This is a genomic window from Erythrobacter sp. KY5 (genome assembly GCF_003264115.1).
Classification (GTDB): Bacteria; Pseudomonadota; Alphaproteobacteria; order Sphingomonadales; family Sphingomonadaceae; genus Erythrobacter.
Map to the genome: position 1 here is coordinate 1,610,514 of NZ_CP021912.1, position 16,393 is coordinate 1,626,906.

At 60.6% G+C, this 16,393-nt stretch carries 16 protein-coding genes and 1 tRNA gene; 5 read left to right on the top strand and 12 right to left on the bottom strand.

The window, feature by feature from the left end:
* Positions 1 to 160: 160 nt before the first annotated feature.
* Entirely contained in the window at positions 161 to 1,360 is a 1,200-nt protein-coding gene (locus tag CD351_RS07600) for a sensor histidine kinase (RefSeq protein WP_162627651.1), read from the top strand.
* Positions 1,361 to 1,398: 38 nt separating this feature from the next.
* Here CD351_RS07600 and accC read toward each other — a convergent pair whose 3' ends face one another.
* The 9 genes from accC to CD351_RS07645 form a co-directional block, all read right to left on the bottom strand.
* On the bottom strand, positions 1,399 to 2,748 hold the full coding sequence (accC, locus tag CD351_RS07605) for an acetyl-CoA carboxylase biotin carboxylase subunit (protein ID WP_111992028.1): 1,350 nt from the start codon (positions 2,746 to 2,748) through the stop codon (positions 1,399 to 1,401).
* A gap of 6 nt (positions 2,749 to 2,754) precedes the next feature.
* Positions 2,755 to 3,273 carry an acetyl-CoA carboxylase biotin carboxyl carrier protein gene (gene accB / locus CD351_RS07610; protein ID WP_111992029.1) on the bottom strand — a complete coding sequence of 173 codons (519 nt, stop codon included), beginning with the start codon at positions 3,271 to 3,273 and terminating at the stop codon, positions 2,755 to 2,757.
* A 118-nt stretch (positions 3,274 to 3,391) separates the two neighbouring features.
* Positions 3,392 to 3,841, bottom strand: a complete 450-nt coding sequence (locus tag CD351_RS07615; RefSeq protein WP_234027278.1) for a type II 3-dehydroquinate dehydratase — start codon at positions 3,839 to 3,841, stop codon at positions 3,392 to 3,394.
* A gap of 96 nt (positions 3,842 to 3,937) precedes the next feature.
* Positions 3,938 to 5,527 carry a hypothetical protein gene (locus CD351_RS07620; protein WP_162627652.1) on the bottom strand — a complete coding sequence of 530 codons (1,590 nt, stop codon included), beginning with the start codon at positions 5,525 to 5,527 and terminating at the stop codon, positions 3,938 to 3,940.
* A 170-nt stretch (positions 5,528 to 5,697) separates the two neighbouring features.
* Positions 5,698 to 6,096 (bottom strand): BLUF domain-containing protein, encoded by a 399-nt coding sequence (locus CD351_RS07625; protein WP_111992031.1) that lies wholly within the window; start codon positions 6,094 to 6,096, stop codon positions 5,698 to 5,700.
* Between the two features lie 59 nt (positions 6,097 to 6,155).
* On the bottom strand, positions 6,156 to 6,569 hold the full coding sequence (locus CD351_RS07630; RefSeq protein ID WP_111992032.1) for a holin family protein: 414 nt from the start codon (positions 6,567 to 6,569) through the stop codon (positions 6,156 to 6,158).
* A 92-nt stretch (positions 6,570 to 6,661) separates the two neighbouring features.
* Positions 6,662 to 7,543, bottom strand: a complete 882-nt coding sequence (locus tag CD351_RS07635) for a CoA ester lyase (RefSeq protein ID WP_111992033.1) — start codon at positions 7,541 to 7,543, stop codon at positions 6,662 to 6,664.
* 40 nt (positions 7,544 to 7,583) lie between these two features.
* Positions 7,584 to 9,713, bottom strand: a complete 2,130-nt coding sequence (locus tag CD351_RS07640; RefSeq protein WP_162627653.1) for a TonB-dependent siderophore receptor — start codon at positions 9,711 to 9,713, stop codon at positions 7,584 to 7,586.
* Between the two features lie 121 nt (positions 9,714 to 9,834).
* A tRNA-Pro gene (locus tag CD351_RS07645) sits at positions 9,835 to 9,911 on the bottom strand.
* A gap of 265 nt (positions 9,912 to 10,176) precedes the next feature.
* Here CD351_RS07645 and yajC point away from each other — a divergent pair.
* The 3 genes from yajC to secF all read left to right on the top strand — a co-directional run bounded on the left by yajC (position 10,177) and on the right by secF (position 13,253).
* Positions 10,177 to 10,497 (top strand): preprotein translocase subunit YajC, encoded by a 321-nt coding sequence (gene yajC, locus CD351_RS07650; RefSeq protein WP_111992035.1) that lies wholly within the window; start codon positions 10,177 to 10,179, stop codon positions 10,495 to 10,497.
* An 89-nt stretch (positions 10,498 to 10,586) separates the two neighbouring features.
* Positions 10,587 to 12,260 carry a protein translocase subunit SecD gene (gene secD, locus CD351_RS07655; RefSeq protein ID WP_111992036.1) on the top strand — a complete coding sequence of 558 codons (1,674 nt, stop codon included), beginning with the start codon at positions 10,587 to 10,589 and terminating at the stop codon, positions 12,258 to 12,260.
* A gap of 12 nt (positions 12,261 to 12,272) precedes the next feature.
* Positions 12,273 to 13,253, top strand: coding sequence for a protein translocase subunit SecF (gene secF / locus CD351_RS07660; RefSeq protein ID WP_111992037.1), 981 nt, complete (start codon positions 12,273 to 12,275; stop codon positions 13,251 to 13,253).
* Positions 13,254 to 13,384: 131 nt separating this feature from the next.
* Here the strand turns inward: secF and CD351_RS07665 are convergent, their stop codons facing one another.
* A complete protein-coding gene (locus CD351_RS07665) occupies positions 13,385 to 14,566 on the bottom strand; it encodes a glycosyltransferase (RefSeq protein WP_111992038.1) in 1,182 nt (393 codons plus the stop codon).
* Between the two features lie 101 nt (positions 14,567 to 14,667).
* Positions 14,668 to 15,261: a helix-turn-helix domain-containing protein gene (locus CD351_RS07670; protein WP_111992039.1), complete on the bottom strand. Its 594-nt coding sequence runs from the start codon at positions 15,259 to 15,261 to the stop codon at positions 14,668 to 14,670.
* A 106-nt stretch (positions 15,262 to 15,367) separates the two neighbouring features.
* Here CD351_RS07670 and CD351_RS07675 point away from each other — a divergent pair, with 106 nt between their 5' ends.
* A complete protein-coding gene (locus CD351_RS07675) occupies positions 15,368 to 15,838 on the top strand; it encodes a DUF6456 domain-containing protein (RefSeq protein ID WP_111992040.1) in 471 nt (156 codons plus the stop codon).
* A gap of 15 nt (positions 15,839 to 15,853) precedes the next feature.
* On the opposite strand, the gene CD351_RS07680 is transcribed toward CD351_RS07675, so the two are convergent.
* The gene (locus CD351_RS07680; protein WP_111992041.1) at positions 15,854 to 16,216 is read right to left on the bottom strand and encodes a nuclear transport factor 2 family protein; all 363 of its coding nucleotides are present in this window, start codon (positions 16,214 to 16,216) and stop codon (positions 15,854 to 15,856) included.
* Between the last annotated feature and the right edge of the window lie 177 nt (positions 16,217 to 16,393).

Below are 16,393 nucleotides of genomic sequence, written 5' to 3' on the forward strand. Positions count from 1 at the left end.
ATTCACCAAACCCCGAGAGGCAGAAAACTGCGCAGGCCCACAAAACGCCACCAGATCGGAGCGAGCCTACGTGTTTTCACGGAAGAATGCAGTGCGCGCTTCAGGCTAGACCCGGCAATGCGGCGAAGGAAGCGCCGCGCTGCGAAAGTGAGGGTGAGGGGTGTTCGATTACGATCAATATATGCCGCATGGCATGTGCCTCTTGTGGGAGCCGTGGCTTGTCTTGTTATGGGCCGGCAGCGACCTCATGATCTTCGTCGCCTACATGGCTATCCCGCTCGCCCTGATCACGGTTCTGCGTCGACGCGGCGATTTTCGTCACCGTGCGCTGGTGGCGCTTTTTGCTTCCTTTATCCTGCTTTGCGGTGTCACCCACCTTATGGGGATCGTGACCCTCTGGTATCCGATCTATCCCTTAACCGCTGCGTTGAAGCTGGCCACTGGCATCGTCTCGCTTGCCACTGCCTTCGTGCTGTTCCGGCTCATCCCGGTGCTCCTGCGAATACCCACGCCGGACACGCATGACGAGGTGATCGGACAGTTGGAAGTGACGCTTGCCGACCTGTCGCGCTCTCGCGATGAACTTGAAAACCGCGTCAGACAGCGCACGGAAGAGCTCAAGGATGCGAACACGCGGCTTGCCCTGACCGCTCGCGATGCGGTTCAGCGCAGCCGCAATCTTATTCAGGTCGTCTCCTCACTCACACGGCCGGGGGTCGAAATCAGCCAGTATCCCGAACGGTTCCTGCGCGAACTGCGAGGCCGGATCAACGCGCTCGCCATAGCGACATCGACGGTGATGGAGCAGGACGATACCGCACGCGCCAGTCTTGAGCGGGTGATCCGCCGCCAGATTGAACCACTCTTCAATGCGCCCGCGCAGCAATTGAGCACAGACGGACCCGTTGTCGAAGTCGGCGCTCAGGGCGCGCAGCAATTGAGCCTCATCGCATGGGAACTTGCATCGCGCTTCGTCCAGATCGGACGGGCGGAGCAGGCTCGCGGACACATTGCTGTGACGTGGACGATAGAGAGTTCAGACGCTGACGAGAATGGCTCGAATCTGGCGCTGGAATGGCGGGAGAGCTTCAAATCATCGCTCGACACCGATCATGATAGCGGTGCGGAGCAAACGCCGGGAGGCACGCCCTTGCCGCTCGATGAGTTCAGCGAAACCTTGCTAACGCGCATCATACCGCGCCTGCTAGACGGGAAAGGTCGTTTCGAAATCGCGCCCGCTCTGTTCCTCTACCGCCTGACCTGTCCGATGAACGCCATCACGGCGCGCAGCGCAGCGATTGAAGCCGAGATAGACGAGCGCGGCTCCCGAGCGACGGACATCCCAACCGAGGCCGCCTGACCACGCAGTGCCAGCCGACGATCAGAGCGCGGCCCTGATCAGTTCGATCGTTCCTCGAGCCACTCTTCCAGCCACTTGATCGAATAATCGCCGTTCAGAACGTCATCCTGACGCAGCAACTCCTGATGCAGCGGGATGTTGGTTTTCACCCCCTCGACCACCATTTCCTCAAGCGCGCGGCGAAGGCGCATGATGCACCCCTCGCGGTTGCGGCCATAGACGATCAGTTTGGCGATCATGGAATCGTAATAGGGGGGGATCGAATAGCCCGCATAAAGCCCTGAATCCACGCGCACATGCATGCCGCCAGCCGGGTGGTAATAGGTCACCTTTCCGGGCGAAGGCGCGAAGGTGAAAGGGTCCTCTGCGTTGATGCGGCATTCGATCGCGTGGCCGTTAAAGCGCAGGTCTTCCTGCGAAACCGACAACGGCTTGCCCGCAGCGATGCGGATCTGCTCGCGCACGAGATCCACCCCGGTTATCGCTTCGGTCACGGGGTGTTCGACCTGCAGGCGGGTGTTCATTTCGATGAAGTAGAACTCGCCGTTCTCCCACAGGAACTCGATCGTGCCCGCACCGCGATAGGCCATGTCGCGCATCGCCTTGGAGCAGACCTCACCCATGCGCATGCGCTCATCTTCGCTGATGACGGGGGAGGGCGCTTCTTCGAGCACTTTCTGGTGGCGGCGCTGGAGCGAGCAATCGCGCTCGCCCAAATGGATCGCATTGCCGTTGCCGTCACCGAAGACCTGAAATTCGATGTGGCGCGGGTTGCCGAGATATTTCTCGATATAGACCGTCGCGTCGCCGAACGCTGCCTTGGCTTCGCTGCCGGCCTGCTTCATCAGCGTCTCGAGCTTGTCCTCGCTCTCGCACACCTTCATGCCGCGGCCGCCGCCGCCGGACGCCGCCTTGATGATGACGGGATAGCCGATTTCGGCTGCGATTTTCTTGCCTTCTTCCGGGTCGGAGACCGCGCCATCTGAGCCGGGGACCAGCGGCAGGCCGAGATCGCCAGCGGTCTTCTTCGCCTGGACCTTGTCACCCATCGTGCGGATGTGTTCAGGCTTTGGCCCGATCCACGCGATATCGTGCGCCTCAACGATTTCGGCGAACTTGGCGTTCTCCGACAGGAAACCATAGCCCGGATGGATCGCGTCACACCCTGCGACTTCGGCAGCCGAAATGATGTTGGCGTGGTTGAGGTAGCTTTCCGCTGCGGGCGGCGGTCCGATGCAGACCGCGTGGTCTGCAAGGCGGACGTGCATGGCATCGGCATCGGCAGTGGAGTGCACCGCGACCGTCTCGATCCCCATTTCATGCGCTGCGCGGTGGATGCGCAGCGCAATTTCGCCGCGATTGGCGATCAGTATGCGAGTAATGCCCACGTCTGATTACCCGATCACAACAAGCGGCTGGTCAAACTCGACCGGCTGAGCGTTGGCCACGAGGATAGCCCTGATCGTGCCGGATTTGTCGGCGGTGATCGGGTTCATGACTTTCATCGCCTCGACGATGAGCAAAGTGTCGCCTTCTTTCACGCTGTCACCGACCTTGACGAAATCGGCAGCGCCCGGCTCGGGAGCGAGATAGACAGTACCGACCATGGGTGATTTCAGAGCATCCGCATGCGCATCGACGGCGGGCGCTTCAGGTGCCGGTGCCGCTGCAGGAGCGGCAGCCGGAGCAGGCGCAGAAGCTGCCGCACCGCCGACGAGACTTCCAAAAGCCGCGATTTGGGCCGGGGTAAGGTTCGCACCGCCGCCACCACCGCCCGGGAAATTGCGTGCAACGCGGATCTTGCGATCGTCGTCCTCAACCTCGATTTCCGTAAGGCCGGTTTCGTTCAGAAGCTCTGCAAGTTCGCGTACGAGAGCGGTGTCGACATTCATGCCGGACTTATTTTCAGCCATGCGTTTCCCTAAGATGGCGCCGATTATCGGTCGGATTGTTGGTTTCGAATGTGACTATTGACGCGAATTGCGGCTGGCAAGTGGCAAAGCGTGCAAAATTCGCAAAGTGGTGGACGGACTAGACTTCGCCCGACGCTACGGCTTCCAGTGCGATGAGGTAGGATTGCGGGCCGTGGCCTTCCACCGTCTTTGCCGCTGCCATGCCGATATATGAGGTGTGGCGAAAACTTTCTCGCGTTTTTGGATCGCTGATATGCACCTCGATAACCGGAGTGGTTATCGCCTTTGCCGCGTCAAGAAGCGCAATCGAAGTGTGAGTGTAGGCGCCTGCATTGATCAGAACAGCGCGCGCACCCTGCGCCTGCGCTTCGTGTAGCCAGTCAACCAGCATGCCTTCGTGATTGGTCTGGCGCATGTCGATCGTCAGCCCCAGTTCCAGCGCGCGGTCCTCAAGCATCCCGGCAATCTCGTCGAGCGTGGTGGAGCCGTATATCTCAGGCTCCCGCAGGCCGAGCAGGTTGAGGTTGGGTCCGTTGAGGACGAAGACTGTCTTCGAGATTTCGCTCATCAGGTCGGATTAGCGGGCTTGGCCGGGCTTAGAAAGCATGAAGGGCCGCGATGCGATGATCGCGGCCCTTCGGATTGGTGTGCCCTCCGCTCCAGATCAGGGGAAGTTCTGCGACACGGTCGCGACATTTCCGGTTCCGATCTGCGAGGTCGAGGAGAAATCGCCCGTTCCGCCTTGATTGGTGGTCGCCATGTTGGACGTCCCGTTCTGGGTGATCACGCTGATGTTGAACGTGCCGTCCTGGTTGAGGATCGACATGTTGCTCGTGCCCGACTGCGTCATGGTGGATGTGCCGTTGTCGCCATCCTGGTTGACGTCAGCAGTGTTGAGGTCGCCGCCCAGGTTCTGTGTCACGGTCGAGGTGTTCATGAATCCGATCTGGTCGACAAACACATCGCTGTTGTTGCTCGACGCGGTAACGGTTGATGTGTTCATCGCACCGGCCTGACGGATGGTGACGTCGATATTAGTCGGCAAAGGATTTGCACCGACCGTGTCATCGCCAATCAGTGTCGTGCTTCGGTTGAAATCACCCAATTCCTGTACCAGCGTGTGCCTCGTATTGTTCGAGAGCTGATCAACCACTGCCGTGTTGTCGTTGCTCGACTGGGTGATCATGCTGGTGTTGAAGTCGTCGTTCGGGCCAGACGCGTCGGTTCCCTGCTGAACTTCTACGGTGTTCCGGCTGCCCGATTGAATTATGGTGCTGAACTGATCGCCGGAAACGTCACCCTGGACAACCGTGGCCTCGTTGTTGCTGCCCGACTGGGTGATGGTGCTTTCGCTGTCATCCGAACCCTGATCGGTGTCGGCGACGTTCTCGTTCCCGCTCTGAGTGTGCGTGATGATCGAATCGTCGTCGTCTTGAAAAGCGTCGGACTCGTTCTCGTTCCCGCTCTGAGTGATCAGTATCCGGCCGCGATCGGTGTTGTCGTCCTGGTCGACAAAGCTGTCATTGTCGATGCCGGTCTGATCGACATCGACGTCGCCTTCCTCACCATCCTGAATGATCTCCGACCGGTTCTCTGCCATCGTCTGCAGGACGTCGGCATTGTTGGCGCGTTGCGACTGGAAGATGTCGGAGAAGTTGTCATCGCCGGTCTGCCGGACAGTTGCGGTCTGCGTGTTCTGTTCCTGCTCGATGAAGGACTGAACGTTGACACCCGCGGTCTGTGTGACCGTCGCGGTCTGGCTCTGGTCACGCTGGGTCACCACGCTGATTGCGTCGGTGGTGCCGATGTCCTGAGTGACTTCGATGTCGCCATTCGTGCCTTCTTGAATGATGAAATTGCCTGTGCCCGAACCAAAGCCCGAACCGGCACCACGCTGGATAACGTCGGCCTGGTTGCTGGTGCCCCCGCCGGCATTGGTCTGGAACACTTCGGAGTTCATTGCGTCGCTTTCGGCCGTCTGTGTGACGTTGAGAATGTTGTCGCCGGTCTGCGTCGCTTCGGAATATCCGTTTGAGCCTGCCTGAACGATGGTCGCCTCATTCGCGATCCCGTCCACACCGGTTGCGGTGCCGTCCTGGTCGATGACCGATTCGTTCAGGTCGCCAGTCTGCGTCACGTCGGCATCGTTGCCGGCCCCGGTCTGGATGACTTCGCTGATATTGTCCTGAGCCAGTGCAATGCCCGGCATTGCAAGCGCGATTGCCGAAACGCCAATCAAAAACGTTCTGTTCATTGTAACCCCCCACTTAGTCCGTCTATTGCCTGGCATCCCCCTTCCAATGGTCGAGGAGTGCAAATAAACGGACATCGGTCACAATACTCAGACCAAAGGAACGTGGTTTCCAACCCGTAAATGGCTCTCTCTCGTGGAGATCGAACAGTGTAGGGCTCACGTCTTCGCAGCTAGACGGGCCTCGCTCGTCGGAGAAATCCGTTTGCGGCTTGCCTTACATGCGCAGGCGCCGAGGCGAGATCGGATGGTATCCGCAAGAAGGCGTTATCGTCCAATCCTTCAAAAACAAAGCGCTTCATTCGCCACCGCGAGAAAGACAACTTATCGACTGTGCGTTCATCAAGGATAGTAATCGAATGATGACGCGCATCTTTGCTCAAACGGTCCATCAAGTCGGTGATGCCTTGAGCGGGTCCTTCGATCACCTGAAAAAAGCGATTATGGGCAAAAATGAGGAACCCAGAAAGGCCGGAATCGCCATTGTTGCGGACCGATTTACTGATGATGTCGAACACGTCGTCAGCGCCGAGACCTGGACTGGCTTCGCTCTCGTAGGTCACCTGTTTCATCAGCGCTCCCTAACGTACGAGTTTTAACAAAGCTGGAAATGCGTCCTAAGGCCAAACGCTTACCGGTCTACGCCCTTCACTTTTCCCCACTGGCGCGCGGCGGTATAGCCAAGATAGCCGGTGCCGAAGAGCGCGTAGAGCGGCTCGGGCAGGCCTGCGAGATAGGCATTCATCCCGCCTGCAATGTCACGCGCAGCAGCGGGGTTGAAGGCGCTGAGCAGTCCCATCGGCAGGGCGGTCAGGATCAGGATATACATCACATAGAGAAAGCTTGGCCGAGCGCGGCTGGTCCAGGGGTCTTGCGACTGCGCTTCGGCGACGATGGCTTTCAACCGCGCCTCGATCATGGCGAGATCCTGCGTGCTCTCCAGCCGGATCAGCTCAAGCTGGGCCCGCGCGCGTGCTTCCTTGTCCGGGATAATCTTGTCGAGCAGGGAAGTGATCGGACCGATGAGGGTTTCGAGAATGGCCATGAAAGCGCTCCTGTTGAAAAATCGGAGCACTACACTAACCAAATAGGTTCGTGTAGGAGAGTTAAAAGTTTAATTTGGCTCGATAATCGATCTTATTCGCCCGCTTCAGCGAGCAACCGTTCAGCCAAAGCGAGGTGCGGTCGGTCGATCATTGCCCCATCGAGCTGGAGCGCGCCTGCTCCGGGATTGTCGGCAAATGCCTGAACAACCGCGCGGGCATGAGCGATCTCCTTTTCGCTCGGAGTGAAGGCGGCGTTGATGGGTGCGACTTGCGCAGGGTGAATGGCCAGCATCCCGCGAAACCCCTGTGCGCGAACGCGCCGGGCGCGGGTTTCGAGCTTTTCAAGGTCACGAAATTCAGGCTGCACCGTCTCGATCGGAGCAACGCCCGCCTTTACCGCGCCGAGCAGGCACAGGCTGCGCGCCATCTCGTAAACATGGGTGTATTCGCCGTCCGGGCCGCGCTGCTCGCTGGCTCCCAGCTCGCTCGACAGGTCTTCGGCGCCCCAGCTCATCGCGGCGAGGCGCGGCGTGTTGTCGTAAGTGCCGGTGGTGAACATCGCCGCCGCCGTCTCAGTGACGAGCGCCGCCACGCGGATCGATCCGGGGGCGAGCCCCGCAGACACTTCGCGCGGCGTGATGAGCGCGTCGAGAGCCTCGACATGATGGCCCCCTTCCGCCTTGGGCAGAAACAGCCCGCCCGGACCCGCCGCGACAACGGCATCGAGGTCCGCTTCGGTCCATCCGCCAGCGAGAGGATTGACCCGGACCCAAACGCGCGACGTATCGGGCGCAGCGGCGATCGCATCGGCGACCATCTTGCGCGCCGCGGCCTTGCGGTCGGGAACCACTGAATCTTCCAGATCGATCAGCGCAATGTCGGCATCGCTCGCGATGGCCTTGGTCATTTTCTTTTCGCTGTCGCCGGGGGCAAACAGCCAGCTGCGCATCCGGGGAAGGGGTGTGGTCGTCATCTGCCGCGTCCTCTCTCGTTTGTTCGAGCGCCTAGGACGGTTAGAACGAACCTTCAATCTCGAGCGTGAAAATCGTCCCGAACTCGCGGTCGCGGTCTTCGATGAAGTCGATGATGCCGGCCTTGCGGTCGACGAAGACCGTCCTGTCAAAGCGGTTGTCGCGGTCGGCGATGTTGGCGACATTGGCGCGGATCGTAAGGCCTGCGACATCCTTGTTCTCGACAAAGGCGCTGACGAAACCGGGGAAGCTTTCGGTTCTGAGCGCGATTTCGTCGAGGCGCACATTGGGCGCGTTGTCTTCGTAACTGGCCGAAGAGCCGATGGCCCATGACGTGCCCTGAAAATCGTGGCGCAGGTCCATGCCGAGGTCTAGAATGTCGTTGCCCGACAGCCGCCGCGTCGTACCCAGCAGCGGATCGGTGATCGAGCTGTCGCGCACCGAGGCGCTGAAATCAAGCCGCGTGCCGCGCCAGCCGAACCCTTCGGAAAGCAGCGTTAGATCGCCCGAGATGCCATAGGACTTGGCCGAGGGGAGGTTGCCCGGTGCCTGACCGCCGCCTTTGATCGGGATCTGGTCGACGATGTCGGAAATGTCTTCGTAGAACGGGCGCAGGTTGAGCGTACCAATCGCACCCAGATTGATCGCAGCCTCGATCTCGAAGACCCAGCTTTGCTGCGGGACAAGGTCAGCATTGGTGACGTCGGCGCGTTCCTGATCGAGGTCGACCGAGGCGATGAAGTCGAAGAAATTGAGCTGACCCACGACCCGTTCGACGCGGCCTGCGATGTTGATGTCCGGGCTCGCCTTCCAGTCGAGCGCGACGAAACCCATGGGCCGATAGAAGGTGCGCGTCTGGCCGAGCGGCCCGCTCTGGCTGATCTTCGAATATTCAGCGCCAAGCGAGGTCTGGAACTGCAGCGTAGGGGCAAGCGCGCGGCTGTAGATGAGGCTTGCCTCTGCGCGGTCCTCATCGACGCGCGCGGTCGCTCCGGGCAGCGCGACGGGCTGAAAGTCGCCGCCCGCGTCGATCACCTCAAACCCGGAGGTGATATCGAGGAAATTGCGCACGCCTTCGGCTGCAACCAGCAGGTCGCCGCCAAATGCGCCGAAGCTGTATTCGGATCGCAGGATCGTCTCGGCTTCGTCTGCATCGCGGGTGAAGCGGCTGCCGACGACCGGCGAACCATCTTCGAAGGTGGTGATCGCCTGGCTGACGGTGGGGCTGTCTTCGTATCGGTGATAGGCGATGACTTTCAGGCGCCCGCCGCCAAGGTCGAACTGATAGTCCGCTCCGACCTCGAAATTGTATTCATCCTCCTGCGCACGAAAATCGCGCGCGCTGTTGCCCAGGCCGATGATCCCTTCCTGGATCGAAATCTCGCTCTCGCGAAAGATGAAGCCGTTGACCTCGCCGGTGAGGTTCAGGACGTTCTCATTGTCGGCGACGCGGGTGTACGAACCTGAAAGCCCGATCCGGTCGGAATTGAAATTCGCTGCCTCGTCTCGCAACGCAACAAGAGTGCGTGCCGCATCGAAAACGCGTTCTATGCCCTCATCGCCGCGGCGACCGGAATCGTTAGCGAGCTCAAGCGTCCATTCGTCTTTCTGACCGCCGCCCGCAATCGCGACGCGTCCTTCGTAAAGGCGCGCGGGCGTGCCGAATGAGCGGAATTGCGGGGCGTAGCGGAACTGGCCGGAAATGCCTCCTCCGCTTGCGGTGATGACGTTGAGCACCTGTCCGGTGAGGCCGCCGATATCGAGGCTCGCGCCGTCGACCAGAACCAGTTGCACGACCTCGTCCGTTGGGATGCGCTGCAATGCGGCGACCGGGCCGTTCGATTTGCCCGAAATGCGCCTGCCATTGATGATGACGTTGGTGTCCGCCTGACCAAGTCCGCGATCGCCGCCACCTTCACGGATCGAAAAGCCGGGTATCTGGCGCGCCATGTCCAGCGCGCTTCGCGGCGCGAAACGGGCGAAATCCTCGGGCGTGAATATGCGGCGCGTATTGGCTTCAGCGGATGCTTCACCAGTCTCATCGAGCGCCTCACTACCGCTTGTCTCAGCCGCAAGCGGCACAGGACAAAGGGCAGCAGCGGCGCATGTCGCCAAAAGCGGCTTGGAATGGGCGAGGGGATTCATCGAGCCAGAGAAACGCAGAGCCAACATGAAAGTTCCTTGCGCATCGCTAGAATGAAAGAACAGGCGCAAGGGACGAACGGTCATCCGTGTTCGACGGAGAACGTGGACAAATGAGCCGGTCGCAATGGCTTTGAAGGATATTCTCCACTGGTCGGGAAGACAGGATTCGAACCTGCGACCCCCACACCCCCAGTGTGATGCGCTACCAGGCTGCGCTACTTCCCGTATCCAGTGGAGGAGGCGGCCTATAAGGGGGGCGTTTGTCGCTTGCAAGGCGAAAGCTGATCCATCTCACTGGCTATCGGGGCGATACACGCAGCTGTGGCCTGTTTGCCACCATGCACGCCAGCCGAATTGCGGCTTGCTTGTATTGCTGCTAACCGCGCCCACTTACCCTGATTAAGGGTAGAGCGGACCCGCCGGTTGCCACGCATCCGGGGCCCGTTCTTTGGGATTATTCATAACAGCAAAACGAACGGGCTTTTGACACATGCTTGACCTTCTTGCCGCTGCCGGAGCCGCTGATGCGCCACCGGGCTGGATCAACTGGCTGCCGATTGTCGGCATGGTCGTGATCTTCTGGTTTCTGATCATCCGTCCGCAGATGAAGCGCCAGAAAGAGCACCAAGCAAAGGTCGCTGGCCTGAAAAAGGGCGATCAGGTTGTCACCCAGGGCGGCCTTGTCGGCAAGGTCATCAAGGTCGATGACACCTATGCCGAAATCGAACTCGCCAAGGATGTTCGCGTAAAAGCGGTCAAGCACACCATCGCTGACCTGATTGAGCCGGGTGGCAAGCCCGCCAACGACTAGGACCACCATGGCGGGCGTGTTGCGCACGATAATGCGACACCGGCCCGGCCATCGACGGTAAATCTCTAAAGGTTCAAGACTGAACGGCAATGCTTGATACACCACTCTGGAAGAAGATTTCGCTCTGGATCTTCACCCTCGCGCTGGCAGCGGCGGCGATCCCGTCGCTCGTCGCCAGCTTCACCTCGTCGGATGAACCGGCGCCGGTCGCGGCTGACGATGTGACAGCCGAAGCTCCCGCTTTCCCGGAAACGGATCGCGGGGAGGATGAGGAAGAAAGCTCGCTTCCGCGGATCAATCTGGGTCTCGACCTTGCCGGCGGTTCGCACCTGCTGCTTGAGGCGAACCCGGCTGATGTCGCGAGCCAGCGGCTTGAGAACATGGAAGAGGCGGTCGAATCCGCGCTTCGCCAGGCCGTTCCCGAAATCGACTTTGGCGATACTTCGCGCTCGGACGGGCAGTTGTCCTTCATCCTCGATAGTGTGGCCGATATCGACCGTGCACGCGCCGTTCTCGAACCGATCATGATGGGTGACGGGCTGCGGCGCGAATGGGACATGTCGGTGGTGGACGGACAGCGCATCGTGCTGACCCCGACCGATGCCGGGCAGGCGACCGCATTGAACAGCGCGATGGAAGGCGCTGTCGAAGTCGTTCGCCGCCGTATCGACCTTCTTGGCACGCGCGAGCCGACGATCATCCGTCAGGGTGAAAACCGCATCGTGGTTCAGGTGCCGGGCCTTCAGGATCCGGTCGCGCTCAAGCGTCTGCTCGGTGAGACAGCGGAGCTTGAATTCAAGCTGGTCGACCAGCAGGCTTTGCCAACCAACACCGCTGCCGGTGTCGCAAATCCGGGAAGCCAGATTTACCCCTACGCGCCCGAAACCGCCTTTGCCGGTCAGTTCGAAGCGGTCAAAAGGCTTGGCGGTATTCGCGGCGACAGCCTCATCAATGCGCGCGCGGGCGTCGATCCGCAGACCAACGAGAACGTCGTCAACATCCAGTTCGACCAGCAGGGCGGCCAGAAATTCGCCCAGCTCTCGACCGAGAATGTGGGCGAACGCTTCGCGATCATCCTTGATGGCGAGGTGATTTCCGCGCCGTTCTTCAATGAACCGATCCTTGGCGGAAGCGCGCAGATTTCGGGCGCATTCACGCCTGAGACCGCAAACGAGCTTGCGATCTCGCTGCAATCGGGCGCGCTGCCTGTGCCGCTCACCGTGGTCGAAGAGCGCACGGTCGGACCCGACCTTGGCGCTGAATCGATCCGCAGCGGCCTCATCGCCATGCTGATCGGGTCGATTGCGGTGATCGCCTTGATGGTCGCAACCTATGGCCGCTTTGGCGTCTATGCGACGATCGCTCTGGTGTTCAACGTGCTGATCCTGCTCGGCCTGATGGCTATCGGCAATTTCACGCTGACATTGCCGGGTATCGCAGGCTTCGTGCTGACCGTCGGCGCGGCGGTGGATGCGAACGTGCTTATCAACGAGCGCATCCGCGAAGAGCGCAAGCGCGGCCGCAAGGTCGTGACAGCGGTCGAGAACGGCTACAAGGAAGCGAGCCGTGCGATCTATGACGCAAACGTCACCAACTTCATCGCAGGTGTGCTGCTGTTCTGGTTCGGCTCCGGCCCGATCCGCGGCTTTGCCGTGGTGCTGGTGATCGGCCTTGCGACATCGGTCTTTACCGCACTGACCCTGACCAAGATGTGGGTGTCCGGCTATCTCGCCGCCAAGCGCCCCAAAGACATCACGATTTAAGGAGGACGAGACATGAAACTGCTCAAGCTCGTACCCCAGGACACCAACATCAGGTTCCTGAAACTGCGCGTGCCCTTCTTCATCCTCAGCATCGTGCTGATCGTGGGAAGCTGGGCGGCGGTTCTGACTCAGGGCCTCAATTACGGCGTCGACTTTGCCGGCGGCCAGGAAATCCGTGCTACCTTCACTCAGACGGCGGAAGCGCCGGTGGTCGAATTGCGGCAGGTGATCGGGGACATCGAAAACATCGAAGACCCGATCGTTCAGCGCTTCGGCGAACCCAACGAGGTTTCGATCCGCGTCAAATTGCCGCCCGAAGCGGAAGGCAATCCGGAATTTGCCAATGCGATGACGAACGCGATCGTCACCGAAATCCAGCAAAGCTATCCCGACATCCGGATCGACGGCGTCGACAGCGTGTCGGGCAAGGTTTCGGGCGAATTTCGCAACGATGCAGCGCTCGCGCTGATTGCGGCCATGGTGATGGTGGCACTGTATATCTGGCTGCGCTTCGAATGGCAGTTCGGCGTGGGCGCGCTGTTCGCTCTGTTCCACGACGTTTCGGTGACGCTCGGCCTGTTCGCGCTGACACAGCTTGAATTCAGCCTTCAGATCATCGCGGCGATCCTTGCGATCATCGGTTATTCGCTGAACGATACGATCGTCGTTTACGACCGCATTCGTGAGAACCTGAAGAAGTATCGCAAGATGCCGCTGCCTGAGTTGCTCGATCTTTCCGTGAACGAGACGCTGGCGCGGACGGTGATGACCTCGCTGACGCTGCTGGTGGCGCTGTTGCCGCTGCTGTTCTTTGGACCGGCCAGCCTGTTCGGCCTTGTCGCGGCGATCACTGCGGGCCTGTTCATCGGCACCTATTCGAGCGTCTATCTCGCAGCGCCGCTGCTGATCTGGATGGGCGTCACCTCGGACAGCTTCGTGCCGAAGGAGACAGAGGCGGACTTGCAGGAAAAGAAGGTGCTGGGGCAGGTTTGATTGTATTTCGCAGGCCCATCCGGGCCTGCGTCCTCGCTAGACGGCCTCCGCGTTGCTGCGGCCCCGCTGCGGGCGGGCGCCCATGGTTTCTAGGCGCCCCTGCGGCCCAGGGGGTCGATTGCAGTCAGGCGTTAGCGTCCGATCAAATCATCATAATGCGCTGCTAGTTCGAGCGCATTGGTCTCCCAGCTGTACCGCTCCGCCATCGCGGCGACGGCGCTGCGCATGGGCGGATTGTTGAGCACCTCGTTCACGCCCGCCGCCACGGCCTCAGGGGTGCGCGCTACCAGTCTTCCGGCGGTGTTGTTGGTGATGATCTCTCGCGCGCCGCCAACGTCACAGGTCACCACCGGCGTCCCGCAGGCAAGCGCTTCGACCCAGGCGTTGGCTAGCCCTTCATTGGCGGTGGGCAGCACCATCACATCGGCAGCCGACAGCACCAGCGGCAGCCGGTTGTGGTCGAGCGATCCTGCGAAATGGACGCGGGCGTTAAGGTCCATCGTCTTGGCAAGATCGCGCAAGTGTGCCTCGTCCTCGCCCTTGCCGACCAGCACCAGCCGCGCGCCCGGAATGGCCTTCAAGGCGGCAATCGCGATGTCCTGGCCCTTGCGCTTGATGAGCGCGCCGACACAGGTCAGCAGCGGCGCATTGTCGGGCATGTGGAAGCCCAGCTCCTTACCAAGCTGCGCGCGCAATTGCGTGTGTTCGAGCGGGCGGAAACGGTCGCGGTCGAGGCCGGTATAGTGGATGCGCATTTTGCGGCGATCCATTCCGACATCCTCCATTTCGCGCGCCAGACTTTCGCTCACGACCAGCAGCCGGTCGGCGCGCTCGGCAGCTTCGCGCATCTGTGCGCGGGCAAAATCTATCCCGCCCCAATAGGTGATGTCGCTGCCCCGTGCCTTGATCGACAGCTTCGCGCCGATAGCGTCGGCGATTTCGGCAGCGGCAGGGCCGTCGGGGAAGAAAAACTGCGCATCAATCACGTCGATGAGTGATTCGGCGTGAATTCGCTTCACGACCGGCAATGCGGCTTTCGCAATGGCAGAGGCGTTGCGGCGCGCGCCTACCGCAGGAATCAGGCGAAAGCGCGGGCGATGCACCGTGATGCCGCGTTCGTCCGCCCTATCGTCAAGTCCGGCCAGTGCGCGGTAACGGCCCACAGCCACAGGAGGCAGGCCAATCGGATTGACCACCGTGACGCGCCAATCCCCGCGCCGCGCCAAGGCTTCAAGCGAGCGAGCGACGAATGTGCCGAAGCGCGGATTGGTTTCGTTCGGATAAAGCGTGCTGAGCGACAGGACGTGCTTCATACGCGGCCTCCTTGTCGCTGAATCTTCACCAGATTTCTCCTCACTATCGGGGCCAGGTTAGGGGGATTGCGGTTAAGACCGACTGACAAACAGGATTAACGTCACAGCGGCCTCACAAGCATCGTTGCCACCGCAATCCAGGGCGGATTATCGATAACGAGTTGCTTGTTGCCCGCCTGCGCCGGGAGAAGTCCGACCAGCGTGCCCTTGCGGTCGATCAGCCGACCGAACGCGAAACGACCGCCGGGGCGCGGGATCAGGCAGTCGCGGTTCATCGCGCCAAGCATGTTTGCGCCCGCTTCGTCCGGGTCGATCTGGCGCAGCCACACCATGTCGCCGGGGCGATATTCGCCAACCGATGCGGCAACTTCGAGGACGAGCATGGTCGCATCGCCGCCGCTCGCCGCGATTTCCGTAGGCAGGATCGCCTCGCGCGGGGACTTGAGCGCTTCTGGCTCCGACAGGCCCAGTTCGGCCACGACCTGAGCGCGCTTCTGCTCCTCCGAACGAACCAGTACCTCCGGGTCAATGTCGAGCGCTGCACCGATCCGGTCCATCCATTTGATCGAGAGATTGCGCATCCCTGTTTCCAGCCGGCCGATTGTCTGTGCGGTGGTTGGCGGGTCACACGCCTCTGCGAGATCGGCGAGGGTCAGTCCCTTGGCCTTTCGGATTTCCCGGATGCGATTGATCATGCTTTGAACCCCTTGGCGAACCCTTTTGGCAATTTTGGACTTTCCTACAGCACTGGATGCAATGCAAGCCTCAAATCACCCATTTGGTGATAAAGGAGTGTCGGTCATGCGCAAACTGGTCGAGCGGGAGCTTACATCCGAAGGTCCAAGGCGCGAGGGCACGGCCCGCGCCAAGGGGCGCAGCGTCACAGTCAATGCGGCAGAATCGCCGATTGCGTGGCTGCATTCGCGCGGCCACTTGCCTGCGCGGCTGTTCGACGCGGGCGAAGCCTTGCGTGCCGATTATGAGCGTGCGCAATTGTCGCCCAATGTCACGATGCGCTGGGACCCGGTGCGCATCAAGACGACCGGCGATACAGGGTTGAACGCCAGTGAACGCCAGATCGCGGCGAAGCAGCGTTTCGATGGCGCGATGAATGCCGCGGGAAAGGGCCTCGAAGACGTTTTGTGGCGCGTCGTTTGTGCAGGCGAGGGATTGCCGCAGGCGGAAAAGACGCTGGGCTGGCCCGCGCGAAGCGGCAAGCTTGTGCTCAAACTGGCGCTTGAACGGGTGGCGGATTTCTATCGGATCAGGTGAAGCGTGGCGCTGTCTTCAGGCGTAATCGCCCGCGCCGTAGAAAAAGCGCTCCTCGACGATCTTGCCGTCCTTGACGGTGTAGACGCCGACTTCCGCCATCTGACTGCGTTCACCGTCCATCGTGACATCCATGGTATAGCGCACCGCAAACTGGTCGCCGAAGATGTAAGGCCCCTGCATCGAGGAGGAGTGCGTCTCGGCATTGTCTTCCCACCATTGGTGTTTCTGGATCAGCGCTTCGCGACCCTCGACCCGCGCCATCGGGTCGTCGGTGGGTTCCAGACTGACGATGTCGTCAGACCAGTATGCCTGATACCCTTCGGCATCCTCTTCGATCATCAGCTTCATGAAGTCGGTGGCGAGTTGCTCAATGGACATGGCTGGCTCCTGCGATTTGGCAAAGGCGGCGGCTGCACGCCGAGAGTTACACTCTTATACGCGAAGAGTGACACTTTCGCGAGCCATGTTGACGCTTTGCGTCCTGAGGTGACGCTTTTGCGGCCTATGGTGACACAGTGCGGGTTTTTGCCTCTGGACCGTGTAACATGCGGTCCA

Excerpts from the sequence above, each read along its gene's own strand:
- CD351_RS07615 (WP_234027278.1), bottom strand. The coding sequence starts at position 3,841 with ATGAGCGAAATCTCGAAGACAGTCTTCGTCCTCAACGGACCCAACCTC.
- CD351_RS07625 (WP_111992031.1), bottom strand. The coding sequence starts at position 6,096 with ATGAAACAGGTGACCTACGAGAGCGAAGCCAGTCCAGGTCTCGGCGCT.
- CD351_RS07640 (WP_162627653.1), bottom strand. The coding sequence starts at position 9,713 with ATGTTGGCTCTGCGTTTCTCTGGCTCGATGAATCCCCTCGCCCATTCC.
- CD351_RS07665 (WP_111992038.1), bottom strand. The coding sequence starts at position 14,566 with ATGAAGCACGTCCTGTCGCTCAGCACGCTTTATCCGAACGAAACCAAT.
- CD351_RS07635 (WP_111992033.1), bottom strand. The coding sequence starts at position 7,543 with ATGACGACCACACCCCTTCCCCGGATGCGCAGCTGGCTGTTTGCCCCC.
- secD (WP_111992036.1), top strand. The coding sequence starts at position 10,587 with ATGCTTGATACACCACTCTGGAAGAAGATTTCGCTCTGGATCTTCACC.
- CD351_RS07675 (WP_111992040.1), top strand. The coding sequence starts at position 15,368 with ATGCGCAAACTGGTCGAGCGGGAGCTTACATCCGAAGGTCCAAGGCGC.
- CD351_RS07620 (WP_162627652.1), bottom strand. The coding sequence starts at position 5,527 with ATGAACAGAACGTTTTTGATTGGCGTTTCGGCAATCGCGCTTGCAATG.
- CD351_RS07630 (WP_111992032.1), bottom strand. The coding sequence starts at position 6,569 with ATGGCCATTCTCGAAACCCTCATCGGTCCGATCACTTCCCTGCTCGAC.
- accB (WP_111992029.1), bottom strand. The coding sequence starts at position 3,273 with ATGGCTGAAAATAAGTCCGGCATGAATGTCGACACCGCTCTCGTACGC.
- CD351_RS07670 (WP_111992039.1), bottom strand. The coding sequence starts at position 15,261 with ATGATCAATCGCATCCGGGAAATCCGAAAGGCCAAGGGACTGACCCTC.
- secF (WP_111992037.1), top strand. The coding sequence starts at position 12,273 with ATGAAACTGCTCAAGCTCGTACCCCAGGACACCAACATCAGGTTCCTG.
- yajC (WP_111992035.1), top strand. The coding sequence starts at position 10,177 with ATGCTTGACCTTCTTGCCGCTGCCGGAGCCGCTGATGCGCCACCGGGC.
- CD351_RS07680 (WP_111992041.1), bottom strand. The coding sequence starts at position 16,216 with ATGTCCATTGAGCAACTCGCCACCGACTTCATGAAGCTGATGATCGAA.